At 76.7% G+C, this 1,972-nt stretch carries 2 protein-coding genes; both read right to left on the bottom strand.

Annotated elements, in window-relative coordinates; all coding sequences use genetic code 11:
- On the bottom strand, nt 1-1,596 hold a 1,596-nt coding region (locus GTW08_RS04650; protein ID WP_161151456.1), incomplete at its 3' end, for an ABC transporter ATP-binding protein.
- The coding region (locus GTW08_RS04645) for an ATP-binding cassette domain-containing protein (protein WP_161151455.1) at nt 1,593-1,972 on the bottom strand (380 nt) is incomplete at its 5' end. The genes GTW08_RS04645 and GTW08_RS04650, both read right to left, overlap by 4 nt.

The raw sequence follows: 1,972 nt of genomic DNA, 5'->3' as shown, positions 1-1,972 counted from the left end.
CGCGGCGTCGGCGGCGCGTTCCAGCTCCGCCGCGCCGGCGCTGCCGGCCTCGGCGGTCGCCTCGTCGAGGATCACCACCGGCGGGTCGGCCAGCACCAGCCGGGCCAGCGCGAGCTGCTGGGACTGCACCACGGTCAGCGCGTGCCCGGTGTCCCCGACGACGGTCTCCAGCCCGTCGGGCAGCCGGTCCACCCAGGGCGCCGCGCCGACCGTGGCCAGGGCGGCGCGCAGGTCGTCGTCGGTGGCGTCCGGGCGGGCCAGGCGCAGGTCCTCCGCGAGCGGCCCGGCGAACACGTGCACCTCCTGGGTCACCAGGACCACCGGCGGCCGCCCGCCGCGCTGGTCGATGCGTTCCAGCGGCACGCCGCCGATCTCGACCGATCCGGCGTCCGGGGTGTGCATCCCGGCGACGAGCTTGGCCAGCGTGGACTTGCCCGCCCCGCTGGTCCCGACCAGTGCGACCCGGGCGCCGGGCGCCAGGTCGAGGTCCACCCCGGACAGTGCCGGGTGGCCGTCGACGTAGGAGTGGGTCAGGCCGCGCACCCGCACCCGCGCGTCGGCGGGCACCGCCGGGTCCGCGGGCGTGGCGGGCGGGTCGATCTCGGCGACGCCGACGATGCGCCGCAACCCGGCGACCGCGGACTGGGCGGCGTCGAGCTGGAACAGCATGATGTTGATCGGCGTGAACAGGTTGATGAAGTACAGCGCCGCCGCGCTCGCCGTACCGATCGTCGTGCTGCCGCTGCCGACCAGCACGAACCCGGCGACCAGCACGCCGCTCAGACCGAGGACCTCACCGGCGTTGAGCCGGCCGAAGAAGCGGGTCTGCAGCACCACGAGCCGCTGCCCGATCCCGGCGACGGCCTCGGCGCGGGCACGGACCCGGTCCAGGTGGTCGTCGGTGAGGCGGAACGCGCGCACCGTGCTCACCCCGGCCGCGGTGTCGAGCAGTTGCTGCTGCTGGGCCCCGCCCGCGATGCGCTCGTCGTCGTAGAGCGGGCCGGAGTGACGCAGGAACCAGCGGGCGGTGACCACCTGGATCGGCACCGCCAGCAGCGCGCCGAGCAGGAACCGCCAGTCCAGCGCGGCGAGCGCGACCAGGGTCAGGCCGATGATCAGTGCGGCCCTGGCGAACTCGGGCAGCGCCTCGCGCACCGCCTCGCCGACGACCTTGACGTCGTCGGTGACGCGCGCGGTGAGGTCACCGGACCCGGCCTGCTCCAGGGTGTCCAGCGGCAGGTCCAGCGCGCGGGCGACGAAGCGCTCCCGCAGCCGGGCCAGCATCGTCTCCCCGACCCGGGCGATCAGCGCGATCCCGGCGAAGGCGAGCACACCCTGGACGACCGCGACCCCGGCCAGCGCGGCGACCGGCGCGGTCAGCGCCGACGGCGCCGCCCCGCGGGCGGCGAGGTCGACGATCCGGCCCAGCAGCGGTGCCGCCACCAGGCTCACCGCCGACCCGGCGACCAGCGCGACGAGGGCGGCGACGGCCGTCCCGCGGCGCGGCCGGAGCAGCTCGCCGAGGACGGTGCGGGTGCGGCGCCCGTCGGCGACGGGCAGCAGACGGGGTCCGGACGGCTCGGTCCCGGTGGTCATCCGGTCACCACCCTGCGGTAGTCGGTGTCGTCGGTCATCAGCTCGGTGTGCGTCGCGTCCGCGACGACCCGGCCGTCGCGCAGCACCACCACGCGGTCGGTGACCGCGAGCAGCGCCGGGCTGGTGGTGAGGAGCACGGTCGTGCGGCCGGTGCGGTGCTCGCGCAGCCGGGCCGCGATCTCGGTCTCGGTGACGGCGTCGACGGCGGTCGTGGGGTCGTGCAGCACCAGGACCGGGGGATCGGCGGCCAGCGCCCTGGCCAGTGCGACCCGCTGGCGCTGCCCGCCCGACAGTGAGCTGCCGCGCGAGGTCACCGGGGTGTCCGCGCCCTGCGGGAGGGCCTCGACGGCCTGGTCGGCGCGGGCCGCGGCCATCG

Origin of the sequence: Pseudonocardia sp. SID8383 (assembly GCF_009864975.1) — a bacterium.
Taxonomy (GTDB): domain Bacteria; phylum Actinomycetota; class Actinomycetes; order Mycobacteriales; family Pseudonocardiaceae; genus Pseudonocardia; species Pseudonocardia alni.
The sequence above is the reverse complement of the archived record's forward strand: the minus strand, read 5'-3'. Positions and strand labels throughout refer to the sequence as shown.